This is a genomic window from Wolbachia endosymbiont of Drosophila bicornuta (genome assembly GCF_028982105.1).
GTDB classification, from domain to species: domain Bacteria; phylum Pseudomonadota; class Alphaproteobacteria; order Rickettsiales; family Anaplasmataceae; genus Wolbachia; species Wolbachia pipientis.
In genome coordinates this window covers 6,461-6,663 of sequence record NZ_JAPQLF010000065.1, presented here as the reverse complement: position 1 = coordinate 6,663, position 203 = coordinate 6,461, and the positions used below count along the sequence as shown (strand labels likewise).

At 35.0% G+C, this 203-nt stretch carries 1 pseudogene; it reads left to right on the top strand.

Going from position 1 to position 203, the window contains the following annotated elements:
• Positions 1–203: pseudogene (locus OZD68_RS06740) on the top strand (IS5 family transposase); the annotation flags it as partial.

Sequence of the window (203 nt, the reverse complement as noted above, 5' to 3'; positions counted from 1 at the left end):
GAAAATTCCTCCGAAAAACAACGCAGCAGAGCATCCAAAGTTAGACTATATGGCTGAGAGAAATTCTGCAGTCAAGCTCATAAAGTCATATGATGAAGATGGTATAAAGAAGTGGAAAAAAGAGATGAGTTATGGAAAAAGATCTTATATAGAAAGTTTTTTCTCGCGACTGAAACAAACATTCGGGTTTAGTTTTAGGAATA